The organism is Paenibacillus silvestris, assembly GCF_009882985.1.
Taxonomy (GTDB): domain Bacteria; phylum Bacillota; class Bacilli; order Paenibacillales; family NBRC-103111; genus Paenibacillus_E; species Paenibacillus_E silvestris.
Map to the genome: position 1 here is coordinate 1 of NZ_WTUZ01000011.1, position 18,711 is coordinate 18,711.

Here is an 18,711-nt window from a genome sequence, read left to right on the forward strand (position 1 = left end):
TTTGGTGATGATGGCGGAGGGGACCCACGCGTTCCCATCTCGAACACGACCGTTAAGCCCTCCAGCGTCGATGGTACTTGAACCGCAGGGTTCTGGGAGAGTAGAACGTTGCCAAGCAGTACCCCTTTGGGGTATTGATCATAAGTTTTTATTGACGCGGGGTGGAGCAGCCCGGTAGCTCGTCGGGCTCATAACCCGAAGGCCGCAGGTTCAAATCCTGCCCCCGCAACCAATTATGAGTCATTAGCTCAGTTGGTAGAGCACCTGACTTTTAATCAGGGTGTCGTAGGTTCGAATCCTACATGACTCACCATTTGCCTTATTTACAGCATGCGCGTATGGCGGAATTGGCAGACGCACTANACCTAGCAAAAAGGATTAAGTTATCACTAACTTAATCCTTTTTGCTTTTTCTGCACCTTTAGTAGTAATTCGAATGGCAGTGAACAAAATTGCTAGTAATCGCCTCGTGGATTGCAAGTAATGATGCAGGCTCTCCTTTACAATAAAGCCATATCCATGAAGGAGGTTGAGGCGATTGACACAAGTAACAAAGTTCGTATTAACACAGGAGATGGTCGAGCAATTTTATCGGGAAGGTTTCTTCTATGCTCCTGGTTTTCTTACAAGAGAAATGGTAGACGCCATCAACGAGGAGAACGCTGCTTTTGCCAACGAAAGAGGGACTGGCGAATGGAAAAGTAAAGGCATAACCGATATTGCCAAGGAGCAGGATGAATTCCCTGAGACGACGAGATTTTTGATGAGTCCGGATATTGTAAGCATTTTAGAACAAATTCTAGGGGATCAAGTTAAACTGTGGATGGGGATGTATGCGGTCGTGGCTCCAAAAGGCAATGGGCTGGAGTGGCATCAGGATAATCAATACACTCATATTCTCGGCCATATGCTTAACGGTTTTATTGCACTGGATGATATCAGCCAGCAGAACGCGGGCTTATGGCTGGCTCCAGGATCGCATCTATTAGGCCGGCAGCCTAATATCAATACAGAGCCTGGTCACAGACGTGCAGCTGAACCGGAGAATGGTGTACCGTGTCCGCCACTCGCACCCGGCGATGCTGTATTCTTCCATCGCGAAACGCTGCATCACAGCAAGAAGAATCATACGGATAAGCCGAGACGCGCATACGCCTTCCAAGTCGCTGCAGCAAGCTGCCGGTACGCCCAGTCGGGCAAACGGCTAGAGGACCGTGTCCTTTTGTCAGGATACGCATTGGCTCGGAATCCAGGAGATTTTGAAGCCAATGCGTAATCCAGCTTCGCCGCGGTAATCTGAACTAGCTATGTTGCGGCCTGCTTGCGGTACACGCTTGGTGTCATTCCCCGATGCTCTTTGAACACTTTGTTGAAATAGCTCGGGGTGTTAAATCCGCAGGCCAGGGCTATATCTGTGATGGAATCACGCGTATGCATCAGCATATGCGCTGCATATTGAAGGCGAAGCCGGATGATGAATTCATGGGGAGTCGAGCCTGTGACTTCTTTGAATTTGGTGTAGAACCAGGTTTTCTTTAGTTCAGAGTGCTGAATTAGCATGTCAACGTCCACTTCCTCAGACCAATGGGTCATGATATGCTCGATGGCAGTTAGGATGCCGGATAGGGAGGGAGCTCCGAACGATTGCTCCAGCGTATGGTAGTATCTATGAATTTGGACAAGGATTTGAATGAATAGCGTCATCTGCTGCAGCTCCCAGCCTGGCTGAGCTTCCGTCTTCTCCTGCAGGGCTTCCAAGGCAAGCCGCATGATGGACTTAGCGTGCGGTGAGGCTGCTGGGATTACCTGCGATGTGTTCATGGTATAGAAAGGGACAAGCAAGCTGTATCCGTTCGGGATGAAAGCAACATAATCGGGTGAGAAGAGAAGCATGATCCAGCGGCTAGGCTTTCCTTCCTCGCGGGTTAAGTTCCAGTGCGGTTCGAACGGACGCAGCAAAAGGACATCCCCAGGATCGGCATAATACCACCGGTCGCCAAGCGGATATTTCATGGTGCTATCAAGTGCGATGCTGACCTCCAGTGCTAAATGCATATGAAATTCATGCTCCGTATATACAGCCAGCTTTTCTTCGATAATGACACCTTGCGTGACCTTCACATTCTGATCAAAATAAGTTGTAACCACATATTTCCTTCTCTCTGTATGAAAGTAACAGGTGAAAACTGGATATAAATAATTAGATAAATTGTTTGCTTTTTGTTAAGAATCCTGTTATATTACTACTTGTCGCTTTGAAAGAGCGGCATGAAAGACCTACTTGCGGAAGTGGCTCAGCGGTAGAGCATCGCCTTGCCAAGGCGAGGGTCGCGGGTTCGATCCCCGTCTTCCGCTCCATATTATAAGCGCCCTTAGCTCAGCTGGATAGAGTATTTGACTACGAATCAAAAGGTCGGGAGTTCGAATCTCTCAGGGCGCGCCATTCTTACTTAGAACATACATAGGATTATCGGGATGTAGCTCAGCTTGGTAGAGCACCTGCTTTGGGAGCAGGGGGTCGCATGTTCAAATCGTGTCATCCCGATCCAAAAAAAAGAAGTATAATCGATCAGTAGATAGACTGGGAGATTATGCTTCTTTTTATGTTGTCTGTGCTATAGACGCGATGATTCTGTCATTGCATTGGCTAAAGCAACAAGCTTGCTTAGTGTTTTCCAATTTCGCACGGTAGCAGGGACATCCAGCTTCGGAAGGTTATTGGCCAGCTTGGATTTTAGAATACTGTGTCTGTATAGCAGATAGAGTTCTCTTCCTTTTGTTCGCAGCTGGTCATTCTCCGTTTGCAACACTTCAAGACGCGCTAAGCTCTCTTTGGACGGCTCCTTAGGCAGAAATGCTACGTACAGGCTCTCCGCATCGGACATGGACTCCGCTTCGGCAATTTCATCCGCAGTGTACGGACAATTGTGGGCAATGAAATTAAGTTCCTCCGCTGTTCTCAAAATTACGGCTAAAGATATATGAAAGACGTTTTCGATTTCTTTTTCAAGCTGTATGCGCAGCGATTCTTCATCCTCATCGGATTCGAACAATACATTGCCGCTCTGAATATAAGTCTGAACACGAAGCAGCCCAAGCTGTTCCAATGTTTTTCTGAGCTCGGCCATTTTGATGATGTTTTTCCCGCCTACATTAATACCTCGCAATAACGCAATATAGATCGCCATCCAAGTCACTTCTCTCTTTTAATATACAATCATGCCATTTCCTCAATATCCATACTTTACCATAAAAAAACTGTTGTTACACGTTAGTTCGTGGAGGGTTGTGTCAACATGTGTCGAAAGTCCCATAGGGATTGGAAAAAGGCTCTGTATCCACTGTGACATGAATCGACGAATGTGTCTCGCATAAATGCTCATAATGTGTGAAATTATCACTATTCAAGTAAAAAAATATTAAAATTATGGAAAAAATTATTTATAATAGAGGAGATTCTCCTTAACAAGAAGAACTAGTACTAATTAAATTGTCGGGGCAGTCTACTTGAGAAGAATAAGAGGTATCATCTATGCAGAATTCATTGTTTTTCAAGAATGTGATAAATTCTGATTCCATCTTCGAATCGATCGGCCAATTGAACGATATCGCCAAAAAATCAATAGGCTGTGAACATATCTCTCTTTTTCTAATGGATGAGAAACATCAGATTACCCCTGCTTCTTATTCCGTAAATATTAGTACAGCAGTCATGGAGCAATTAAAGTACATAGTCCTTCAAACACAGTTTTTTTCCCAAATGCCAGAAGGTTCACGTTTGTCGGTGTATGAGGCAGATGGAATGCTTCGAGATTACCTTTTAAAATCCAGATACGAATGTATCTATGGATTCCACATAAAGCACGGCCCTTCGTACGGTGCCCTACTATTCTCATTTCCTTCGGATACTCAGCTGAAAGACGATCAATTGCAGTTATGCAATCTCATCAAGCTCCATATGGAGCAATTGATTAAAAAGATTCAATTCCGCAAGCAAGTATTAAAGCAGCAGGCTTACGAAAGTCTTTTTAATACATTAAGAGTAAAAGACAGCTTCACAGTTGATCATTGCTATAATGTTGCTTTCTATTCTACGCTGCTTGGTGCCAAGGCCGGTGTCACTGAAACCGAGTTGGAAACTTTGAAACTAGGCGCTTTGCTTCACGATGTAGGGAAATTAGCGATTCCTGATCATATTCTCATGAAGCCAGGCCGTTTAACAGATGAAGAGTTTAATGTCATTCGCCAACATCCTGTGATCGGATTCGAATTGCTGAAAGAGCTTCAGGACGTAGAGCACTTATTACCGATGGTAAGGTGGCATCATGAGCGGATGGATGGCCGGGGCTACCCGGATCAATTGAGCGGATCGGATATCCCCTATCTGGTGCGCATTGTAAGTATTGCCGACGCGTTCGACGCGATGACATCCACGAGAGTTTATCGAAATTCACTTCATGTTCATGAAGTAAGAGAACAACTGCTTACTCACGCTGGCAAACAATTTGATGAGAAATTAGTACGGATCTTCTTAAGCATCATCGATGAGCAAATGCAAATGAATGGTTAGTTAACGGAAGACTATTATCGTAATGAAAGATGGGATAAATGAATGAGCGGTCGTATTCTGATCATCGATGATGAACCTCATAATTTGAATATACTTCGTATATTTTTGAATTCGTTACACTATGAAATTTTTACCGTTGAAGATGGTACCAAAGCTCAGGAAATGGTCAAGGAAACGACGCCGGATCTGATTTTACTCGATGTGATGATGCCAGAAATAAGTGGGTTTGAAATATGTAAAAACCTGACTGCGGAAGCTGAATTCGATACGCCTATTATGTTCTTATCAGCCAATGCGCAGAAAGAAGACATTTTACAAGGACTCCGTCTAGGAGCCGTTGATTATTTGACTAAGCCTTTTGATCTGGATGTGCTGGAACGGAAAGTTGAGATCGCCCTCCATCAAAAGGCTAAGATCAAGAACTTGAAGAAAGATAATAAACAGCTCGCCAAGTTGGTCTACGTGGACGCATTAACTGGGCTATATAATCGAGCTTACCTAGATATTACGATCCGTATGATCAGTGAGGGAACTAAGAAGTTCCAAGCTGCTATGATGGTGGATATGGACTATTTCAAAGATATTAATGATAATTTCGGCCATTTGGTCGGCGATCAAGTTTTGCGGGAAGTTGCTGCGATCATACAGTCCAAGGTTTCAAGCGATCATGATTTAGCCTTTCGATATGGCGGAGATGAATATTTGGTTCTGCTCCATAATGAAGCGAATTGTGTTGAGATAGCTAATAGCATTATTAAGGAAGTAGATAGCTTAAAGGTCAGCCTGGCACCTAATAAGCTACAAGAGTTTTCCGTAAGTATTGGATTAACCAATAATTTCGATCCTACCTGTTTTGAGCAAATTATTTCACAAGCAGATGCTGCCTTACTCGGAGCCAAAAACAGTGGAAGACATCAAATAAAGATTCGCTAGACAAAGGAGAATGAGGAAACATGGTCATGGAGCTTATGAGTTTTCAGAAATTGTTTCAGATGACAAAAGTCATAAATTCACAGTTTGAGCTGTCAGAAATTTTGCAAGTTTTCGTAGATGCAATCGCAGGAGAGATTACGCAAGCAGATCTGGTTGGTTTTTTCCTGAAGCAGCCCGATGGTACGTTCAAAGGATATAAAGGCAATAAATTACCTGTTGATATTACGGAATTATTAATCGATCCCAAAGAGGATGAATTTGTAAGAGATATTTTACGAAATCAAGCGAGCGACTACATCTCTGATACGAGTGTAGACCTGCGTTTGGATCAGTCCAAAAGACAATTACTGAAAATTAAATCCATCCTCGGTATCCCTGTTATCGTCGATAATGATGTATTTGGTTTAGTATTCGTCCATGACTTTGGTAAACCAATGAACATTACACCAGAGCAGATGGAAGTCACAGAAGCCTTCGTTAACATGGCAAGTGTAGCCATTCGCAATATCCGGATGTTTGAGCAGCGCCATTTGCTGATGGAGAAGCAGCAGCTGCTACTCGATGCGACGAAAGCATTATCAGAATCATTATCGGTGAAAGATGTTCTTAACACGTTTTTTCACTATATGCGCAAAGCAAGTGGATCGAAAGATATCGGGATTCATTTATATAATGAAAAAGAACATACGATTGAGCCTTATCAGTTGTCCTCAGAGAACGTGACGATGGATGAATGGAAGGTGAAGCATCGTGAGGTTAAATTAACGATTGAAAACGACCGGCTGTTGTATGAAGTCATCACGGAGAAAAAAGCAGCAGCGATCGAGGACGTTTATGCAGATCCACGACCTAATCATAAAGCGTTCGTTTCCTTTGATATCAAAAGTATTATGGTATTCCCACTGGTGGCCAAAGGCTCCGTGTACGGCGTGGTTGCGATCCCGTCTATCGGTAAGCAGCGGAAGTATGAAGCTAGCATACTTGAGTTCTGCCAATCCATTTCGGATGCGACGGCAACAGCCTTATCCAATGCGCAGCACACCGAAACACTGGACCATTCCGTGCATGAGCGATCCATCGAACTACAGCAAGCTAACTTCAAGTTAGAGGGGCTTGTGCGGGAACTGGAACATTTGAACGAGCTCAAAAGTGATTTCATTGCAACACTGTCGCATGAGCTGCGTACGCCAATTACAGCAGTCAAAGGATCTGTTGATATTCTTGGAAAAGGTATTCTCGGTGATCTCAACGATTCCCAGAAGGATTTATTGGATATTGCGGCTAAGTCGATCGACCGATTGCTTGATCAAGTGAATGAATTGCTCGATTTTGCCAAAATGGAAAACGGAAAATTTGAACTTCTTTACACGGAAGCAGACTTCAATGAAATTGTTAAAGAATCCGTCCATATCGTACAGTCGCTTATTAATAAAAAGAAATTGATCCTAGTCGTTGAGACCGAAGTAGATAAAGATACTGTCGTCCGGGTTGATAAACAACGCATTCTGCAAATTCTGCTTAATCTACTTTCCAATGCCATTAAATTTACGCCTCCACTGGGTGTAATTACTATAAAAACGAAATTCGAAGATAGTCTGCTCACTGTTGAAGTGCAAGATAACGGGATCGGGATTCCTTTCGAGAAGCAGAAAAATATCTTTACCAAGTTCTATCAGGCAAATAATCAAATTAATGGGACAGGCCTTGGTCTTGCGATTTCGAAACAGCTGATAGAGCTGCACGGCGGCCGCATTTGGTTCGATAGCAATGAAGGTCAAGGTTCGGCATTTAAATTCACATTACCCATCGGAAAGGAGTAACGAAGATGCGGGCGATTGAAGTAGGATTGAGATTTCTTGTGCAGCAAGGAGTGAAGTATGTATTCGGTATTCCAGCCGGTTCGATCAATGCTATTTATGACGCCCTGTTGGACATCCCAGAGCTTAAGCCGATTGTCGCCAAGCATGAGAACAGCTCCGGTTATATGGCAGGTTCCTATACGAGAATTACCGGTATTCCTTCGCTATGTGTAGCTTCCAGCGGTCCAGGAGCGACGAATCTGGTGACGCCGGCAGCGAATGCATGGAAACAGAAGCTGCCCGTTATTTTCATCACGGGATCTGTTCCATCGACCAAGTTAGGCAAGGGCGGCGCGCAGGAGTTGTATGCGGAGCCGATCTTTGCTTCGATCACGAAGATGAGCCGTACCGTGCTTGATCCGCATGAGCTGCCAGAGATTCTGGCAGAGGCTTATCACACTGCGATTAGCGGTGTACCGGGTCCTGTTCATCTGGCGATTCCGATCGACATTCAAATGAAGGATATCGGGGAAAGAGAACTTCCGGTTCTACCTGCTTTGCAGCAGCCGGTTATAGATTTGGCAGCAGTAGAGGCTGCTGTAGAGCGAATCAAGGCAGCAGGCTCCCGTGGAGCCATCTTGCTCGGCAGTGGGGCAAAGGCAGCTTCGGACAGCATTGTGCAATTCGCCGAAATGCTCGGCTGGGGTGTTGCGACGACACCTCGCGGTAAGGGAGCATTCCCTGAGGATCACCCGCTATCGCTAGGGGGATATGGCCTTTCAGCTAACTGGAAGGCCAGCGAATATTTGAACGGCGGCAACCACGAAGTGCTGCTTATCATTGGGTCAAGTCTAGGCGAGCTGGCGACAAGCAATTGGGAACCGCGTTTGGTTGCAGGCCGTGAGCTGATCCACATCGATTATGACGCTAACGAGCTCGGGAAAGTGTATGAGACCCATTATCCAGTGCACGGGGAAGTCAAGTTGGTCATCGCGGAGCTTCTTGAGCAACTGTCGGTAGATGGACAGGTGGATGAAGCTGTGAGCGAGGCATTCGCTGGTCTGGCAGAGGCTGCAGCGGCAACCGAGTCTGGCGAGGAGAAGTGGAATACACGTTCTGCCATCCGTGGACTAAGTGCTGCAGCACCGAAAAATGCACGCTTCTTTCTGGACATCGGAGAATTCATGACCTACTCGATTCAAAATGTGTTGATCGAAAGTGGACAAGAATTCGATATCGATATCAATTTCGGAGGCATGGGCTCGGGCCTAGGCGGAGTTCTCGGTGCTCAGCTAGCAGAGCCGAATAGGCCAACGATTTGTATAACAGGCGACGGATGCTTCTTCATGCATGGCTTAGAGGTACTGACAGCGAAGGAATATCAGCTTCCGATCCTTTTTGTCGTCATCAATAATGCTCGCTTGGGAATGGTCTATCATGGACACATGCTGCAATACAAACGATGCCTCGATGATTTCTCGCAAGAGCGAGTAAGTATCGCAGGAATTGCGCGATCCCTTGGGCTGCGTCATGCCGAGATTACATCGCTTGATCAATTACAGCGTGAACATGTAACGGAGTGGCTATCCTATGGAGAGCCAGTTGTTATAGAAGTTATCGTGGACGGGAACGAAATTCCTCCTATGGGGGAGAGAGTGAAGTTTCTACAAGGAGCAACGTATTAAATGATGTTGCTGATTTAAGCTCTTGGATGCGCGCATCCGAGAGCTTTTTTGCATGCAGGAGGAAGGAGATTGTATTCTTGGCTCTGGAAATGATATGGTTATAGGGAGCAAGAACACTAAGGAAGGGGCACTTCATCCATGTTGAAACGAACCATAGGTCGTTTGAATTACGAAAGCTCAGTCGTTATGTTTGGAGCCGCAAGTCTAGGCAATGTGAAGCAGGAGGAAGCGGACGCATCGATTGCTTATGCCTTGCAGCATGGGGTGAACCACTTCGATACAGCTGCCAGTTATGGCGATGCTGAGCTGCGCATGGGGCCTACGATTAGCCAAGTGCGCGGAGATATTTTTCTAGCCACGAAAACAGGGCAAAGATCGAAGAAGGAAGCGAAGGAAGAAATTTATCGTTCTTTGGAGCGCATGAAGGTGGATTCCGTTGACTTGCTTCAGCTGCATGCCGTGGGTTCAATGGAAGAGCTCGACCGCTGTACAGAAAAGGGCGGTGCCTTGGAAGCGGCTTTGGAAGCGAAGGCCGAAGGCATTGTTAAGGAAATTGGCATTACAGGACACGGGCATGATGCACCTACTGTTCATTTGGAAGCGTTACATAGATTCCCTTTCGCTACGGTACTGCTGCCGCTGAACTATTATATGTACAACTTGCCGCAGTATCGCGAGGCTTTCGATGCTTTGATGGAAGAGGCAGGCAAGCAGCAGGCAGCTGTGCGAGTCATTAAAGCCATCGCGAAGGGGCCATGGGCCGAAGGGCAGGATCGTCCTTACGCCACGTGGTACGAGCCGTTTGACCAGCAGCAGGTGATTGATGCTTGTGTGCATTTTGTGCTATCGTTCCCGGGAATTTGCGGGTTCGCTAGTGCAGGGGACGTTCATTTGTTCCCGAAAATCGTTGACGCCGTCGAACGTTACGGTGCGATGAAGAATGAAGAGGCCGAGCGCATCTTGAGCGGGATCAGCGGGTATACATCTGTTTTTGGAGCGCCAACCTCGATCGCATAAGTTAATAAACGCGTTTTCTCCGTAGGGGAGGGCGCGTTTTTTTGTTTTTTGGGATTAGGTAGAATACTCGCACTAACAAATTGACATGAATTGGACTCACTTATGCGTCGCTAACTCTGGGCCAAGGACGAATACCTATAGCGAACATAAGGGGGAAAGTCAGATGGTTAAACGATTGTGGATAAGCAAAAGGTTCTGGCTAATAAGCCTGGCCATCCTTGTAGCTGGCGGCGCAGCTGTATTCGCAGCTTGTTATACATACATTCGCGGGCTAGATGTTTCGAAGTTAAATCAGCCGCTGCCCGAGGCAACGCTCGTGCTAGATAAGAACGGGAAAGCGGCGGCACAGCTGTCATCTTCAAAGATTGACCCTGTGCCGATATCACAGATGCCCAAAGTGCTTACTGATGCCGTTGTGGCCGTAGAGGATCGAAGATTTTATGAGCATACGGGCATCGATCTCAAGTCTATTTTTCGCGCGGTAGCCCGTGACGTGGTGCGAGGCAGCTATTCGGAAGGTGCAAGTACGATTACTCAGCAGCTGGCCCGAAACCTTTTCCTCAATGCAGATAAAACACTGGGGAGAAAATTACGCGAAGCCGCATACGCGATCAAAATCGATACGACGTACAGCAAAGATGAAATTCTGGAGATGTATTTGAACAGTATTTATTTTGGGGAAGGCAGCTGGGGTGTGCAAGGGGCGGCTAGAACCTATTTTAATAAAAATGTACAAGACTTAACGTTGCCAGAAGCCGCCGTGCTTGCCGCTCTGCCTAAGGCGCCGAGTCGGTATTCGCCCTTTCAGGACGAAGCGCACGCACTAGAACGCAGGAACACTGTGCTCGTATTAATGCGCGATGAAGGAAAGATTACGCCGCAGGCGTATGAAAGTGCAAAGGCAGCACCGATAGGTGTTATGAAGTCGGATAAAAGCAATGATCTGAAAGGGAAATACCCCGCATATGTCGATGCGGTCATTAATGAAGCCGTTCGCACGTACGGATTCACGGAAGAGCAGCTGCTAACGGGCGGCTTACGCATTACAACAGAGCTGGATACTACCGTGCAAAACGCGGTAACAGAAGTTTATAAGGACGACAGTCTGTTCCCCGAAAGCAAGCCGGATCAGCTTATCCAGAGCGGCGCGGTCATTGTAGACCAGCGGACTGGCGGTATCCGAGCCTTGGCCGGGGGACGGGGAGAAAGCGTCTTCCGGGGTTTCAGTCATGCTACGCAGCTGAAACGGCAGCCGGGATCGACTTTTAAGCCGATTGCCGTGTACGGCCCTGCGCTGGAGCAAGGTTATCAGCCATTTTCCACGTTGTACGATGGGCCACTCAACATTGATGGGTATCAGCCTCAAGACTGGGATCATCAATCGCGCGGGCAGGTGACGATGCAAGAGGCGATCGTTTCTTCCTGGAATGTGCCGGCTGTGTGGCTGCTACATGAAGTAGGTATTGACCGCGGTCTGCAATTTGTCAAATCGCTCGGCATTACATTGCCCGCTCAGGATCGTCAGCTCGGTATCGCGCTGGGCGGACTGTCGGAGGGGGTCTCTCCGCTCCAAATGGCGCAGGGCTTCAGTGCGTTTGCCGCGAAAGGAGATTTGCACGAAGCACATACCATTACGAAAATAGAAACTAGCACGGGTCATTTGCTCGTACAAGCTGCTCAAAAAAGCGTACAGGTAATGAAGCCTGAGACAGCCTATGCCATGACCTCGATGCTCCAAGTCGCTGTAAGAGAGGGAACAGGGAAGAATGCTGCGATGAACCGCCCGGTTGCGGGGAAGTCGGGTACTACTCAGCTGCCGCAGACGAAGGAGTTCGAGGGGATTAGCAGCGGCAGCGCTAAGGATGCCTGGTTTGTGGGGTATACACCGGAGCTAACAGCTGCCATATGGGTCGGTTATGACCGTACGGACAAAACCCATTATTTAACGACATCCGGTGGAGCCGTGCCGGCTGTTTTATTTCGTGAGATTATGACACGGGCGCTAGCTCAAGCACCTGTCGTGGTATTTGATATGCCCATAGTGGGGACGGAGGCAGCATCTTCGATCTCGACGGGTAAACCCGAGAAGGAGCCTGGGAGAGGGCCTGATAAGGGGCCGGGCAAAGGGCCGGATAAGAAGCCGGACAAAGGTCCGGATAAAGAGCACGGGCATGGAAAAGGGAAGGATTGATCCTGCTTGACGCTACCTCCTGTTCGTATTACTACCGACGGTAACGCCGCATTTCTCCCGCTATTTTCCGCGATTGTCTCACTTTTGGTGAAGTAACTGGAGTTTCTACCGCTAATTTCACTAGATACAGCAGGTTTCGCCCAGCAATGCGCGATTTAGATGGAGTTTTTCCCGCTATTTCATTCCCTGCCACGGATCAGCGAAGTTTAGCGGTAGTTTTTCCATCTATTGGATTCCAGAGTACAGTAGGGATATGAAGCCTCATACCGAAAAAGCCGCCAGGTCCATAGGAGACTGGCGGCTTTCTTATTTAGTCGTCGTGATGGCTGTTGCCACGCGGTTTGGCATCATTTTTACGTTCATCGTTGTGATCGTCTTTAGCTTTTGGTCCGCCTTTAGGCTCATCTTTGCGCTTATCATCATGATCGTCGTCAGGTTTCTTCTGAACCTGCTTCGGCTGCTGCTGTTGCTGTTGCTGCTGTGCCCATTTGGTTTTCATATGGACATTCAATTTGTTGGCGTCCAAGTTGTAGTGCTGGGCAAGCAGCCCTGCAATTTTCTGCTCAGCATCGGATGATTTGAGATCGATCGAAGAAAGCAGCTTCTGGATCCACTGGGCAGCTTCCTCCCCTTTCAGGTGAATCATACCGGAATCTTCAGGCTTAATGCTTAGATCGTAAGTCATTCCTTTAGCATCCTTGGATTGCCCCATATGCAGTTTGAAATGCTTGCCGTCTACGTTAAGATCAATCCCCTGCAGGTCTGGATAAACGTCTTTATCCGGCTGGGTTGGCTTGGTGCTAGCTTCCGGCTTTGGAATAGCAGGCGTTGGGCTCGATGTCGGTACCTCTGTTGCGGCCGGACTCTGAGTAGGTTCCGGAGTTGCAGAAGCAGCCGGGGATGTCGCAGGCTCAGCAGGAACGGTGGATACTGCCTTGACATAGGCAGCCTGCTGCTTGCTATTGAGGATTAATTCAATCTGATCTCCCGCATGCAAGTCGGTAAGCTGGGCTTTTTGATCATTTTTGAAAACCCACACGGATTTAGCTAAAGGCACTGTTTGGTCCCCACTGTCTGTAGTTACAGTGACGGCATCCGTACTCGTAGATTTGAACGTGCCGCCCACTGAAGTAGAAATGGCTGAGTTAGGCGAAGTTGATGCATAGGCTGTCCACCCGCAAACTAACAAAGCGACCAGCGTGATAGAAACAATAATAAATGGTAATCTTTTGCGCATGAGAAAACACCTCCACTAACAACTTTCGGCATAGGGGGGTGTTTTGGGACGGTCTTAGGGCTTTAGTCGCTTTGCAGGCGCTGCATGAACTCTTCAGCTGCACTGTAGCCTTGCTGGCGCAAATACCAGCTGTTAGCCGCAGCCTCAACAAGTCCGGCAACGTCCCGTCCTGGCTGCAGCTGGATTTCGATATGCGGAATTCGGATATCCATATAGTCCGTATAGGCAGGCTCAAGTTCCAAATCGTTGTTGAGCGCATGCTCCTGCCACTTGGTCAGCTCGATATCAAGCACGATCCGTGTTTCATCTTGGAACGCCTTGCGGCCATAGAGACGCGATACATTAATAAGTCCAATGCTGCGTAGTGCAAGGAATTCCTTCGTCTTCCCGTTGTGCGTGCCCAGCAGGGTCTCCGGGCTGATTTTCTTCAGCACAACAATATCATCAGCCACGAGGCGGTGTCCTCGGCGGATCAGGGTGTGGGCGGTTTCGCTTTTGCCAACACCGGATTTGCCACGAAGCAAAATGCCGATCCCGGATACGTTGACGCAGACGCCGTGGATCGCAATCTCTTGCGCCAAGGATTTGCTGAGATATAAGTCAACGAGATCCTGAAATTTACTTGTTGCTGCGGCGGTACGGAGAAGCGGGATACGTTCTTCTTCACAATATTTCGTTAAATATTTCAAGCCTTCCTGGTTTCTCGTGACGACGAAACAAGGCGGATGATATTTGACTATATTTCCGATATGCAGATTTCTTTCATTTTCGGTGAGCTTGTGCAGGTAAGTAATTTCTTTGCGGCCTAAGAGCTGCACGTGTTCTTGCGGGAAATATTCGAAATAGCCAACAAACTCAAGACCGGGGCGATGCGCCTTCGTTTTGGTAATCGGACGGTGCAGTTCCGAGTGTCCGGCAAGTACTTCGAGCGAGAAGCGCTCGACTAAATCTTTGACTGTGACGGGCTTCACAACCTGTCCCTCCTTCATAAATTCATAATTCCTTATAATTCGCTTACTTACTGCCATAATCCTGCTGTGTAAGCGCTTGAAAGTACCATTTTAGTGCAAAATGTGTCAAAATATGCGTTGCTTTTGGAAGCTGCATTGGTATGATAGAGGCAAGAAGCTAATAGGGGGTACATTAAATGGATGCTTATAAAAACTGCCAAAGCTGCGGTATGCCACTAGCACGTGATGAACAAGGTGGAGGGACGGAGAAATCGGGAGCGAAGAGTAAGGTTTATTGTAGTCATTGCTATCAAAATGGCGAGTTCACGCAACCTAATCTAACGGTTGACCAGATGAAGGAGATCGTGAAGATGAAGATGGTGGAGTTTGGTTTTCCCCGATTTCTCACAGGACTTTTCACCCGAAATATGCATAAGCTGCAAAGATGGTCCGCGAATAAATAGCGAAAAAAAAACGCCCCATGCAGGAAGCGCACAGAGCGTAGGCCATATTGGTCGTTTCGTATGTTTATGTAAAAGCAGCTTACCTGTTGTAGCCGCATTTTTTCGCAAGCGTTGGCCATGTTGAAAGAAACATACCTTCCCACCGGTCTTCAGGCAATACCATGATCCATCTTGCGATTTGATCCAAGCCCATGTCACACAAAGTTTGATAAACTTCTTCTCTTTCACAGCTCGTTTTTAATGCTAACATCTCAAAACCACCTCATCAATTGTATTCAAACAATTATGCATATGCGGCAACGAGAGGGAATGTGACGATTTTTCATAAAAAAGGTAAAGAGGCCATGCAGTTGAACGCTGCACAGGCTCTTTTTGGTTTACAAATTGGGTGGATTTGGCTATTTTAAGTGATTGCGAAGGTTAGGCTCGACTGATTGCAGCACTTGCTCCAGCTGAGCATCGGAAATATCTGTTTCACCATACCGTACTTGATTATAGGCCAATGTAATCGCATGAACGGTTTCCGAAGGCAACTGCTTTCCTAAGCTTAAATCTTGTTCCGTTTCATTAGGAGTCAGGGCTTCCTTGTACGCATATCCGCTCTGAGCAGCCCGCTCGATCAAGATTCGATAAAGAAAGCGAATGCGCTCCCGATTGTTCGGTAATAGCGACCATTTCTTCGCATGGCTTCTCTCCTTATTCCTTCCTTTCCTCACTTGCTGCCACCACAGGCGAGGCAGTCCTTTCCAATCAACAAGCGCCTCTTTTTCATCGATGAAGCCCTCGGATCCCGCCTCTTGCTTGCTGCTGAGAGAACGGTTCATTAAGCGTCTCAAGAAGGCATTCACCACAGGCAGGAGCTTGGTTACAATCAGATAGACGGCAAGGACAATAAGCGCAATAACGATCAGATATCCGAAGACGACCTGAATGTAGTGAAACAAGGCGTCCAGCCAGCTCGGTTCTTTGGCTTCAGCCGGGGGCAGGAGCGGCGGTGCTGCGGACGGGCTGGGCTCAGGCGGCGCTTCCGGCGGTGGAACGGATTGCATGAGACTCAGCAGCCAGGCAATTGCAGCGCGCAATCCGGCCACGATGCCTTGTCGAAGCTGCTGGAAATAGCTTGCGATGAAGATAAGGGTAATTAAGACCATTAACCAAATCCGGCTCGAGCGCTTCACGGTCTCCGACAGGGAGGAAGAGGCGGCCCGCTCATCACTGGCAAGTGTCGCTGATAGCAGTCCTGTTCGCTGCATAGCAAAGAAAAAGATAATAAGCGAGACGAAGCCTAAGCCATTCAACCAGCTCATGTAAGGCTGATAAGATGTCTGGTGCCCCATGATTGGAACACCGATGAAATACACCGAGCCTGCGACGGCAAAGGAGGCTCCGGGAAAGATCGCATGCCAGCCGTCTTTCGTGCAGCGAAGCCCGCGATAGGCGAGCAGCGTGCCGATAGCGGCACAAGTCCAGCTGTGCCAGTTGTTTCCCTGGAACAGATAGGCTGCGATAAGACCGACTAAGGCACAGCCGAGAAGCTCGTAAAGCGTACGGGATAGCCATGCAACGCGCCCGAGTAAGCTGCCAGCCACGAAAACAAGCATGAACTGCAAGATCAACTGCCAGAGATGGATCTCTGACACATAAATGTGCGTTGTGACGACAAGTGGCGAGAATAGAATGAGTTCAGCAGCTGCGAACAGAAGAGAATACCCGAATACTCGAAGATAAGTATCTCTGGTCTTGTTAACTTGCTGAGCTTGCACCTGAAGCGGCGTTGACATCGGCTGGACTTCCCTCCTTTTCATGAAGGGTTAGAAGCCCATGCTCCAAGGGAACGATAAAGACGGTATGCCCCTGCGCTTCAAGTCGCTGAATGCTGTCTTCGATCGCATCGGATACGAAAGCCGTCAGCAGAATAATATCCAGGGCGCTCCCTTCCTGCAAAGTGCTCTCATCCAGAAAGTCGCTACAGGAACGGGTATAGGAGATGGCCAGCTTGGCCATCGTTTCGAACATGTACGTCAGATGCGGGTGACCGCCGGCTGGAGAGATGTGCACAGGGACACCAGGTTGTCCTATGAGAGAGCCGTTATAACCGAAGCCAACAGGAACTCCTTGGCTAATCGCATATTCAGCCAGCGTGGCGGCGTAGGATAAGCCTTTCTCTACAAGCTCCGGATCGCTGACAGCATCCCACATGGTTGTGGTTATTTGGGTATTCACGATGATGAGCAGCCTAGGGTCTGCGGTGAACTCCCGATTGTAGACCTGCAGTCTCTGACTGCGGGCGGTGGCTTTCCAGTGAATGCTGTTCATCGTATCGCCGTAGCGATACTCGCGCACACCGGAGACCAGGAACGGATCAGGCATAATCCATCGCTTCACTGTGACATCCCCTTGTGAGCGGCTGGATAGAAGCGGGATGTCATCCCGGCTCACCAAGCGCGGATATACCAGAAGCTCCAAATCTGTGCGTTGACTCTTCGTTGCAGCATGCATACCGACGAGATCCCCGATGGAAGCGGATACGGTTTCAAGCTTATACCAGCCTCGCTGCGCGCAGTATACTTGGTGGCGTCTGACGATTCGGGTATATGGCATCAGACTGAATAGACTGCGATGATTCTGGAACATTGCGCCGCTACTCACGGCAAGATTATTTTGCTTGGCAAAATGAAGCCCGGCGTGAATGGTAGATTCGAGGCGCAGCCAAGGAACCGGAGCAAGCTTGCGGTTCTGAATCGTTTCGATCATTTCGATGCGATCCCCTGCGTGGCAGTGATCTGTATTGAATGTTCGTTTAAGAGTAAGACCGCGAAAACCCCAGCGGTTAAATAAAGTATGCTGGAGAAGGTACAAAAGGCCGGCGATGATTAGGATCCAGGAGATGCCCATCCGCCTACCTCAGCTTGACTTCCGTCGGGACGGGCGTCGCCGCAAGAATGCCAGCGAGCAGCGCCTGCACCTGCTGGTCCTGCTGGCGCGACCGTGTCCGCAGCAGGATGCGGTGCGCCCAGACAGGGCCGACCAGCGCCTTGATGTCATCCGGCAGCACGTAGTCGCGGCCACGCAGCGCCGCGTACACCTGCGCCGCCTTCATCAAGGCGCGTACACCGCGCGGCGAGACGCCAAGCGCGGCATCCGCATGCGTGCGCGTAGCTTCCGCGAGCTGCACGAGATACTGCAGCAGCTCATCGCTGAAGCGCACTTGCACGAACAAGCGCTGCGCTTCAAGCAGCTCTGCGCGCCCTACAACCGACAACAGCTGATCAAGCGGATCTTGCTGTTGGTAGCGCTTTAAAATTTGTACCTGCTCGGCAGCAGACGGATAGCCAAGCGAGAGTTTCATCAGGAAGCGGTCGAGCTGCGCTTCCGGCAGGGGGAACGTACCCTGATTTTCGACAGGGTTCTGTGTGGCGATGACGAGGAAAGGTGCTTCGAGCACGCGCGTTTCCCCGTCGATGCTCACTTGGCGCTCCTCCATGCTTTCCAGCAAGGCGGATTGGGTGCGCGGCGTCGCGCGGTTAATTTCATCGGCGAGCACGATGTGAGCGAATAGCGGTCCTGGGCGGAATTCGAATTCGCCGAGCTTTTGATTGTAAAAGTTAATGCCGCTAACATCCGAAGGCAGGAGGTCCGGTGTGAACTGAATGCGCTTCATCGTGCCGTCCAGGGAGCGGGCCAGCGCTTTAGCCAGCTGCGTCTTCCCAGTACCTGGCACATCCTCCAGCAGCACATGCCCCGAAGCGATGAGCGCGATGACCATCAGCTCGACCGTCTCGTCTTTTCCTACAATGACTCTGCCTACATTGTCCTTGATGAGCGTAGCGATTTGTCCTATTCGTGTGAAGTCCAACGGCTGTTC

At 48.5% G+C, this 18,711-nt stretch carries 16 protein-coding genes, 5 tRNA genes and 1 rRNA gene; 14 read left to right on the top strand and 8 right to left on the bottom strand.

The annotated features are described in order from the left end of the window. The 4 genes from rrf to GQF01_RS08910 all read left to right on the top strand — a co-directional run bounded on the left by rrf (position 1) and on the right by GQF01_RS08910 (position 1,276). Positions 1-117: ribosomal RNA gene (gene rrf, locus GQF01_RS08895) — 5S ribosomal RNA — on the top strand. 38 nt (positions 118-155) lie between these two features. Then, a tRNA-Met gene (locus GQF01_RS08900) sits at positions 156-232 on the top strand. Positions 233-237: 5 nt separating this feature from the next. Next, a tRNA-Lys gene (locus GQF01_RS08905) sits at positions 238-313 on the top strand. Between the two features lie 225 nt (positions 314-538). Then, complete coding sequence (locus GQF01_RS08910) at positions 539-1,276, top strand: phytanoyl-CoA dioxygenase family protein (RefSeq protein WP_161406491.1); 738 nt, start codon at positions 539-541, stop codon at positions 1,274-1,276. A gap of 29 nt (positions 1,277-1,305) precedes the next feature. Here GQF01_RS08910 and GQF01_RS08915 read toward each other — a convergent pair whose 3' ends face one another. Further along, a complete protein-coding gene (locus GQF01_RS08915; protein WP_161406492.1) occupies positions 1,306-2,148 on the bottom strand; it encodes a helix-turn-helix domain-containing protein in 843 nt (280 codons plus the stop codon). 135 nt (positions 2,149-2,283) lie between these two features. Between GQF01_RS08915 and GQF01_RS08920 the strand changes: the two genes are divergently transcribed. The 3 genes from GQF01_RS08920 to GQF01_RS08930 all read left to right on the top strand — a co-directional run bounded on the left by GQF01_RS08920 (position 2,284) and on the right by GQF01_RS08930 (position 2,545). After that, positions 2,284-2,358: transfer RNA gene (locus GQF01_RS08920), tRNA-Gly, on the top strand. An 8-nt stretch (positions 2,359-2,366) separates the two neighbouring features. Next, positions 2,367-2,443: transfer RNA gene (locus tag GQF01_RS08925), tRNA-Arg, on the top strand. Positions 2,444-2,471: 28 nt separating this feature from the next. Further along, positions 2,472-2,545 (top strand) — tRNA-Pro (locus tag GQF01_RS08930). Positions 2,546-2,615: 70 nt separating this feature from the next. On the opposite strand, the gene GQF01_RS08935 is transcribed toward GQF01_RS08930, so the two are convergent. After that, positions 2,616-3,188 carry a DUF1697 domain-containing protein gene (locus GQF01_RS08935; RefSeq protein ID WP_161406493.1) on the bottom strand — a complete coding sequence of 191 codons (573 nt, stop codon included), beginning with the start codon at positions 3,186-3,188 and terminating at the stop codon, positions 2,616-2,618. Between the two features lie 344 nt (positions 3,189-3,532). On the opposite strand from GQF01_RS08935, the gene GQF01_RS08940 reads away from it, so the two are divergent. The 6 genes from GQF01_RS08940 (at position 3,533) to GQF01_RS08965 (ending at position 12,195) form a co-directional block, all read left to right on the top strand. Beyond that, positions 3,533-4,570, top strand: a complete 1,038-nt coding sequence (locus GQF01_RS08940) for an HD-GYP domain-containing protein (protein ID WP_161406494.1) — start codon at positions 3,533-3,535, stop codon at positions 4,568-4,570. A 42-nt stretch (positions 4,571-4,612) separates the two neighbouring features. Then, a complete protein-coding gene (locus GQF01_RS08945; RefSeq protein WP_161406495.1) occupies positions 4,613-5,503 on the top strand; it encodes a GGDEF domain-containing response regulator in 891 nt (296 codons plus the stop codon). A 59-nt stretch (positions 5,504-5,562) separates the two neighbouring features. Continuing rightward, positions 5,563-7,323 carry a GAF domain-containing sensor histidine kinase gene (locus tag GQF01_RS08950; RefSeq protein WP_161406496.1) on the top strand — a complete coding sequence of 587 codons (1,761 nt, stop codon included), beginning with the start codon at positions 5,563-5,565 and terminating at the stop codon, positions 7,321-7,323. Between the two features lie 5 nt (positions 7,324-7,328). Then, positions 7,329-8,987 (top strand): thiamine pyrophosphate-binding protein, encoded by a 1,659-nt coding sequence (locus GQF01_RS08955; RefSeq protein ID WP_161406497.1) that lies wholly within the window; start codon positions 7,329-7,331, stop codon positions 8,985-8,987. 138 nt (positions 8,988-9,125) lie between these two features. After that, a complete protein-coding gene (locus tag GQF01_RS08960; protein WP_161406498.1) occupies positions 9,126-10,004 on the top strand; it encodes an aldo/keto reductase in 879 nt (292 codons plus the stop codon). 163 nt (positions 10,005-10,167) lie between these two features. Then, positions 10,168-12,195, top strand: a complete 2,028-nt coding sequence (locus tag GQF01_RS08965; RefSeq protein ID WP_235959297.1) for a transglycosylase domain-containing protein — start codon at positions 10,168-10,170, stop codon at positions 12,193-12,195. A gap of 310 nt (positions 12,196-12,505) precedes the next feature. Here GQF01_RS08965 and GQF01_RS08970 read toward each other — a convergent pair whose 3' ends face one another. Next, entirely contained in the window at positions 12,506-13,432 is a 927-nt protein-coding gene (locus tag GQF01_RS08970; protein ID WP_161406500.1) for a hypothetical protein, read from the bottom strand. A 62-nt stretch (positions 13,433-13,494) separates the two neighbouring features. Next, a complete protein-coding gene (hprK, locus tag GQF01_RS08975; RefSeq protein ID WP_161406501.1) occupies positions 13,495-14,403 on the bottom strand; it encodes an HPr(Ser) kinase/phosphatase in 909 nt (302 codons plus the stop codon). Between the two features lie 176 nt (positions 14,404-14,579). On the opposite strand from hprK, the gene GQF01_RS08980 reads away from it, so the two are divergent. After that, the gene (locus GQF01_RS08980) at positions 14,580-14,846 is read left to right on the top strand and encodes a zinc ribbon domain-containing protein (protein ID WP_161406502.1); all 267 of its coding nucleotides are present in this window, start codon (positions 14,580-14,582) and stop codon (positions 14,844-14,846) included. Positions 14,847-14,925: 79 nt separating this feature from the next. On the opposite strand, the gene GQF01_RS08985 is transcribed toward GQF01_RS08980, so the two are convergent. The 4 genes from GQF01_RS08985 to GQF01_RS09000 form a co-directional block, all read right to left on the bottom strand. After that, the gene (locus GQF01_RS08985; RefSeq protein ID WP_161406503.1) at positions 14,926-15,096 is read right to left on the bottom strand and encodes a hypothetical protein; all 171 of its coding nucleotides are present in this window, start codon (positions 15,094-15,096) and stop codon (positions 14,926-14,928) included. 148 nt (positions 15,097-15,244) lie between these two features. Next, the gene (locus tag GQF01_RS08990) at positions 15,245-16,627 is read right to left on the bottom strand and encodes a DUF4129 domain-containing protein (protein WP_161406504.1); all 1,383 of its coding nucleotides are present in this window, start codon (positions 16,625-16,627) and stop codon (positions 15,245-15,247) included. After that, positions 16,590-17,600 (bottom strand): DUF58 domain-containing protein, encoded by a 1,011-nt coding sequence (locus GQF01_RS08995; protein WP_161406505.1) that lies wholly within the window; start codon positions 17,598-17,600, stop codon positions 16,590-16,592. Before GQF01_RS08995 ends, GQF01_RS08990 begins: the two co-directional genes overlap by 38 nt. A 145-nt stretch (positions 17,601-17,745) precedes the next feature. Continuing rightward, the gene (locus GQF01_RS09000; protein ID WP_235959299.1) at positions 17,746-18,702 is read right to left on the bottom strand and encodes an AAA family ATPase; all 957 of its coding nucleotides are present in this window, start codon (positions 18,700-18,702) and stop codon (positions 17,746-17,748) included. Between the last annotated feature and the right edge of the window lie 9 nt (positions 18,703-18,711).